Below are 5,433 nucleotides of genomic sequence, written 5' to 3'. Positions count from 1 at the left end.
GCCAAGGGTCGCAGCAACCCTGAGCTCTTGCGCATCCTCAAACGCGCCATCGCCCGGGAGGTCTTCAAGCTTCTGCAAGCGCCCACAGCCCTGGCAGACATCGAGGACCTGCGCCGGGTGCGGCGCGAGAAGAACTTGCCCCTGCGGGTGGTGGTCGAAGCGCTCGGGACCTGCCAGGCCCACGTCAGCCGCATCGAGCGCGGCGTCGCGTTCGACCGCGACTTCACCCAGCGCTACCGAACATGGCTCCAAGCCGCTTGACAGGAATAGGAGCATCACAAAGGTGGGCCGGAAACCCGCCTGTGGACTGGGAAATCTCCATCCACAGACCGCCTTCGAGGCCCGGTGGTTTCGAGGCTCCTCGCTAGCGCTCGTCGCACCTCAACCACCGGGAGCTAGCCACTCCGCCTACGCGACCGCAGCCGACCGCCGGACCCGACCACCCACCCAGCCTCCTCGTCGCTGCCCTTTCGGGACTGTGCCGACTACGCAACCGCAGCCGGCCGAGACCAAGACCGACGCCTACGCAGCCGCAGGTCGACGGGCGGACCCAGCCACCTGCCGTACTCCCTCGTCGCCGCCCTTTCGGAGCTGTGCCGCCTGCGCAACCGCAACCCGGCGAGACCGGCGACGAACCTACTTCCGCCCCTTCAACGCCTCGGTCAGCGAGGCGACGGCGTCGGCGGGTGGGGAGGCGGCCTCGGCGTTGGCGTCGGCGAGCTCGGCGAGGAGCTCGGCACGGTGGACGGCGACGGAGCGGGGCGCGTCGATGCCGATCCGGACGACGTCACCGCGGACCTCGAGCACCGTCACGGTCACGGCGTCGGGGCTGCCGTCGCCGATGACCACGCTTTCGCCCACGCGTCGGGAGAGAACCAGCACAACAGGAGGCTAGCGGGTCAGGCGACCAGCGGGGCAGCGAGTGGCAGGTCCTGGTCGTCGAGGATGACCTGGCTGGCGCGGCGGGTGGCCGGGTTGACCACGAGCGGTGCGCGCAGGTTGACCGTGGTGTCGGCCAGCGAGCCGCCGGCGCGGACGACGAGCAGGACGAGGACGTCACCGACGCCCTCCGGCTCGATGCCGAGCTCGGTGACGACGTCGTCGCCGATGACCGGGGCGTAGTCGGGGAAGAACGGCGCCGGGGGGACGACGACGAACTGCAGGTCGTCGCTGTCGAGCGAGCGGAAACCGAGGAGCACGCCGTCCTCGTCGAGGCGCACCAGGGCGAACCGGGCGTCGTCGGGGAAGCCGGGCATGGGGTGCGCGAGCTCGATGACGGGGATGTCCATGCGAGTCATTGTCGCAACACCGGTGGTCACCGCAGGAAGTCCAGGAGGCTCGGCTGCATGACACGGGACGTCGCGGCGAGCGAGGCCTGGTAGGCGACCTCCTGGAGCTTGAGCTCCACGGTGGTCTTCGCGAGGTCGGCGCTCTCGATCGTCGACAGTTGGGTGCGCAGGGAGATCCCGGCGTCGGTGGCAAGCTGGTCGGCCTGCTCGAGCCGCTGGAAACGGGTGCCGGCCGCGGTCCGGGCGCTGGTGACCGTGTCGATGCGCTCGTTGAGCGTGTCGATGGCGGCGCTGATGCCGGCCTGGTCGCCGGCCCGCAGGGCGGTGGAGAGCGCCTCGAGCTCGGCGAAGACCGACGACGGCCCGTCGCCGAACACGTCGGGGCCGTTGACGTCGACCTTCACGACCACGCCGTCGGCGACCCGCCGGTTGACGTCGCCGAGGGTGCCGACGTAGTTGCCGGCGTCGTCGTACGCGCGGGAGCCGGCGGTCACGCCGCCGAAGACCGGGCTGTCGAGGTAGGTCGCGTTGGCGCGGGCCAGCAGCTCGTCGCGCAGGCCGTCGACCTCGGTCGCGATCGCGTCGCGGGTCACGCTGCCGGCGGAGGCGCCGTTCGCGCCCTGGAGGGCGAGGTCGCGGGCTCGCTTGACGGTGTTGGTGACGGAGTCGAGCGTCGAGTCGACCTGAGTGAGCCAGCCGAGGCCGTCCTGGGCGTTGCGGGCGTACTGCGCCTGGTCGGCGATGGAGCTGCGCAGCCGCATCGACGAGGTGGTCCCGGTCGGGTTGTCGGAGGGCCGGTTGATGACCCGTCCGGTGGAGAGGTGCTCCTGGATCTTCGCCAGCCGGCCGAGGCCGTTCTGCAGGTTGTAGAGGGAACCCTCGGTCAGCATGCGCTGGGTGACGCGTCCGATGCTCATCGGCTACTACCTCCCCACCAGTCCGGTGCGGTTGATCAGGGTGTCGAGGACCTCGTCGAGCGTGGTCAGCAGCCGCGCCGCGGCCTCGTAGGCCCGCTGGGCCTGGACCATGTTGACGGTCTCCTCGTCGAGGTTGACGCCCGCCTGCTGCTCCCACGCGCCGTCGAGCGAGCGGGTCAGGGCGGTCTGGTTCGCGGCCTGCCGGCCGAGCGAGGCGACCTGGGTGCCGAAGCCGTTGACCAGGCGCTGGTAGGAGTCGACGGCGTCGCCGGCCCGGCTCAGCGCGTCGGCGTTGGCGCCGTCGCGGCCCCCACCGGGGATCGAGGACGCGGCCACGAGGGCCGGGTCGGTGATCGCGACCTGCAGGCTGGCCGCGCCGACGGACGGGTCGAAGGAGAAGAACGGCCCGCCGGGGGTCCCGGCGGCGTCGTACCCGAGCGCGTGCTGAGCGTTGATCGCGGAGGCCAGGTCTGCGGCGACGGCGTCCAGCCCCGCCCGGTACGACGGAAGCGTGCTCGTGAGCACGTTGGTGATCCCGCCCAGGGCGCCTCCGGGGCCGGCGGTGCCGCTCGGGAGCACCGTGCTCCCCCAGCTGGCGTCCACCCGGAACGAGATCGGGGCACCGTCGGTGCCGCCGGTCGGGGTGACCCCGGTCGCGACCGCGAGGCTGCCGGCCTCGCGACCGGAGACCAGGGTCTCGCCGCCGATGGTGACGTCGAACTGACCGTCCGCCCGGACGGTGGTGACCGCGCCGGCGAGCTCGGCCAGGCGCAGCGCGAGCTGGTCGCGCTGGTCGCGCAGGGTGCCGGCGTCGGTGCCGTTCTGCTCGGTCACGAGAATGTTGTGGTTGAGCTCGGCCAGGCCGGCCGCGGCCGTGTTGACCTCGTCGACGACGTTGAGGAGGTGGACGCGCTGGTCGGCCTCCTCGCCGGCCACGTTGGAGACCTGGATCCGGAGCGCCTGGGCGAGGGTCTCGGCGCTGCCGATGACCTGCTGGCGCGCCGCGTCACCGCCGGGGTTGGTCGACAGGTCCTGCCAGGAGCTGCGGAAGGCGAGCAGCGCGGCGTAGACGCCGTTGTCGCCGGGCTCGCCGATGCCCTCCTCGACCCGGGCGAGGATGGTCTGCTGGGTCTGGAGGTAGCTGAGCGCGCCGTGCTCACGGCGGACGCGGGTGTCGAGCAGCGGGTCGACCATGCGGCGGACCTCCCCCACCGCGACGCCGTTCCCGTGGCTGTCCGAGCGGGACCACATCGCCGGCACGTTGGTGCTGACGGCCTCGCCGACGACCCGGCGGCGGACGTAGCCGTCCGTGGTGGCGTTGGAGATGTTGCTGCCGGCGACGTCGAGGGCGACCTGCTGGTAACGCAGGGCCGACAGCGCCGAGCTGATCGACCCGAACGAGCCGGCCATCAGAGGCTCCGGTCCACGAGCCGGGCGGAGGCCGGGGAGAGCACGGCGTCACCGGACGGGGTGTAGCTCGCGGTCGTCGTACCGCCGATGGCGAGCAGGGTCTCGCGGGCCGAGCGGTAGCCGGCGGTGATCAGGCCCTTGGCGTCCTCGGACGTCTCGGCGATCTCCCGGGCCAGGGCCACCATCGCGTCGCGGTGGTCGCGCAGGATGCCGGACCACGGCTCGGGCGCCGCCTCGACGAGCGCGCCGAGCGACGGGTTCGGGGTCAGGCCGAGCGACTCGGCGGCCTCGTCGGCCGCGGTGGCGCGCAGCACCTCGGTGGCACGCAGGTCGTCGAGGACGGCCTCGATCTCGCGCGTGACGTTGACCAGCCACCGGGTCTTGCCGGAGGCGAGCACCATGCGCTCGACCTCGAGCTTGTAGGCGAGCGTCTCGAGGAGCTCGCGCTCGCGCCACAGGATCTGCGACAGCCTGTCCATCTCTCTTGCTCCGGTCTCTCTGCGTCCGCCCCGAGATTTGCGGGGAACTGGTGCCTCCATCGTTCGGGTGACGGGGGACCTGAGCGGTTTCGGCCGTTCGACCCGACGGACCCTCTCCCGGAGGGGTCAGGTGAAACCGGGACCTCGGTCCCGTATCTGCACACCGAGCGGTCAGACGGCTGCAATTCGCCTGCGACACGCCGAACGCGTGCCGGAATGTCGGGCACGTGAACGAGAACCAGGGCGCCGTCGCTGCCGAGACGGATGAGCTGATCACCACCCACATGCCTCTTGTCGGCCACATCGTCCGCGAGACGATGGGTCGGGTGCCGTCGCACGTCAGCCGCGACGACCTCACCTCGGCGGGCCTGACCGCGCTGGTCCTCGCCGCCCGGGCCTACGACGCCGAGCGGGGCGTGCCGTTCGACCGGTACGCCGCCACCCGGATCCGCGGCGCCCTGCTCGACGAGCTGCGCTCGGTCGACTGGGCGTCCCGGTCGGTGCGCCGCCGGGCCCGCGACCTCGCCGAGACCCGCAGCCAGCTGGCGAACGTGCTCGGCCGCACCCCCTCCGTCGAGGAGGTCGCCCGCGCTGCCGGCCTCACGCCGGAGGAGGTCGTCGCGAACGACGACGACGTCTCCCGCGCCCAGGTGCTGTCCCTGCAGGGCTCGACCATCACCCCGATCGAGGAGCTCGTCCCCACCCGGGCGCCCTCGCCGGAGGACCTGCTCGAGCACGCCGAGCGCCTCACCTACCTGCGCGAGGCGATCGAGGAGCTGCCCGAGCGGCTCCGGGTCGTCGTGAAGGACTACTTCTTCGCCGAGCGCCCGATGGCCGACATCGCCGCCGAGCTCGGCGTCACCGACTCCCGCATCTCGCAGATGCGCGCCGAGGCGCTCACCCTGCTGCGCGACGCCCTCAACCACGCCCTGGAGCCGTCGCTCGTCCGCTCCGTCGGCAAGGCGGGCGGCGTGGCCCAGCGGCGCCGGGAGGCGTACTTCGCCGCCGTCGCCGCCCGGCACGCCGACGGGATGCGCCGCGGGGTCGCCACCCCGCTCGACGCGGTCGGCTGATTCCCTATTGGGGATCAGGCGTCAAGTGGCGGGTTGTTTGACGTCGTCGATGCCGGTTGTCAGGATCGTTGGTGGGGAAGGTCGCCTCGTGTGCCGACGCCGTTGGGTGTCTGGCTTTGCATGCCCCGCTGGGGCTTGGTGAGGGGCCTTCCCCGCCTTCTTGCTGCGGCGGCGCGAGCGCACCTCGGGTGGGACGGTCCACTGCTGGGCGATGATCTGCTTGGCCTGCGCTGCGGTGACGGGGGTGCCGTCGGTGTCGCAGATG

The 5,433-nt window shown here is 72.0% G+C and carries 8 protein-coding genes; 2 read left to right on the top strand and 6 right to left on the bottom strand.

Going from position 1 to position 5,433, the window contains the following annotated elements; genetic code table 11:
* On the top strand, nt 1–261 hold a 261-nt coding region (locus NOCJ54_RS27740; protein WP_232221866.1), incomplete at its 5' end, for a hypothetical protein.
* 375 nt (nt 262–636) lie between these two features.
* Here NOCJ54_RS27740 and csrA read toward each other — a convergent pair.
* Genes csrA through NOCJ54_RS0122475 form a run of 5 tightly spaced genes read right to left on the bottom strand, consistent with a single transcriptional unit; the run spans nt 637 to nt 4,095 of the window.
* Nucleotides 637–882, bottom strand: coding sequence for a carbon storage regulator CsrA (csrA, locus tag NOCJ54_RS30745; RefSeq protein WP_028657277.1), 246 nt, complete (start codon nt 880–882; stop codon nt 637–639).
* Between the two features lie 17 nt (nt 883–899).
* The gene (gene fliW, locus NOCJ54_RS0122490; protein ID WP_232221865.1) at nt 900–1,289 is read right to left on the bottom strand and encodes a flagellar assembly protein FliW; all 390 of its coding nucleotides are present in this window, start codon (nt 1,287–1,289) and stop codon (nt 900–902) included.
* Nucleotides 1,290–1,315: 26 nt separating this feature from the next.
* The gene (flgL, locus tag NOCJ54_RS0122485) at nt 1,316–2,206 is read right to left on the bottom strand and encodes a flagellar hook-associated protein FlgL (RefSeq protein ID WP_028657275.1); all 891 of its coding nucleotides are present in this window, start codon (nt 2,204–2,206) and stop codon (nt 1,316–1,318) included.
* A 6-nt stretch (nt 2,207–2,212) separates the two neighbouring features.
* Nucleotides 2,213–3,616, bottom strand: a complete 1,404-nt coding sequence (flgK, locus tag NOCJ54_RS0122480) for a flagellar hook-associated protein FlgK (RefSeq protein WP_036519445.1) — start codon at nt 3,614–3,616, stop codon at nt 2,213–2,215.
* A complete protein-coding gene (locus NOCJ54_RS0122475) occupies nt 3,616–4,095 on the bottom strand; it encodes a flagellar protein FlgN (protein WP_028657273.1) in 480 nt (159 codons plus the stop codon). Before NOCJ54_RS0122475 ends, flgK begins: the two co-directional genes overlap by 1 nt.
* A gap of 227 nt (nt 4,096–4,322) precedes the next feature.
* Here NOCJ54_RS0122475 and NOCJ54_RS0122470 point away from each other — a divergent pair, with 227 nt between their 5' ends.
* Nucleotides 4,323–5,168: a sigma-70 family RNA polymerase sigma factor gene (locus NOCJ54_RS0122470; RefSeq protein WP_036519442.1), complete on the top strand. Its 846-nt coding sequence runs from the start codon at nt 4,323–4,325 to the stop codon at nt 5,166–5,168.
* A 21-nt stretch (nt 5,169–5,189) separates the two neighbouring features.
* Here the strand turns inward: NOCJ54_RS0122470 and NOCJ54_RS30440 are convergent.
* Nucleotides 5,190–5,433: hypothetical protein (locus tag NOCJ54_RS30440; protein WP_232221864.1), on the bottom strand; the 244-nt coding region annotated here is incomplete at its 5' end.

This window comes from Nocardioides sp. J54, from assembly GCF_000519005.1.
Taxonomy (GTDB): domain Bacteria; phylum Actinomycetota; class Actinomycetes; order Propionibacteriales; family Nocardioidaceae; genus Nocardioides.
The sequence above is the reverse complement of the archived record's forward strand: the minus strand, read 5'-3'. Positions and strand labels throughout refer to the sequence as shown.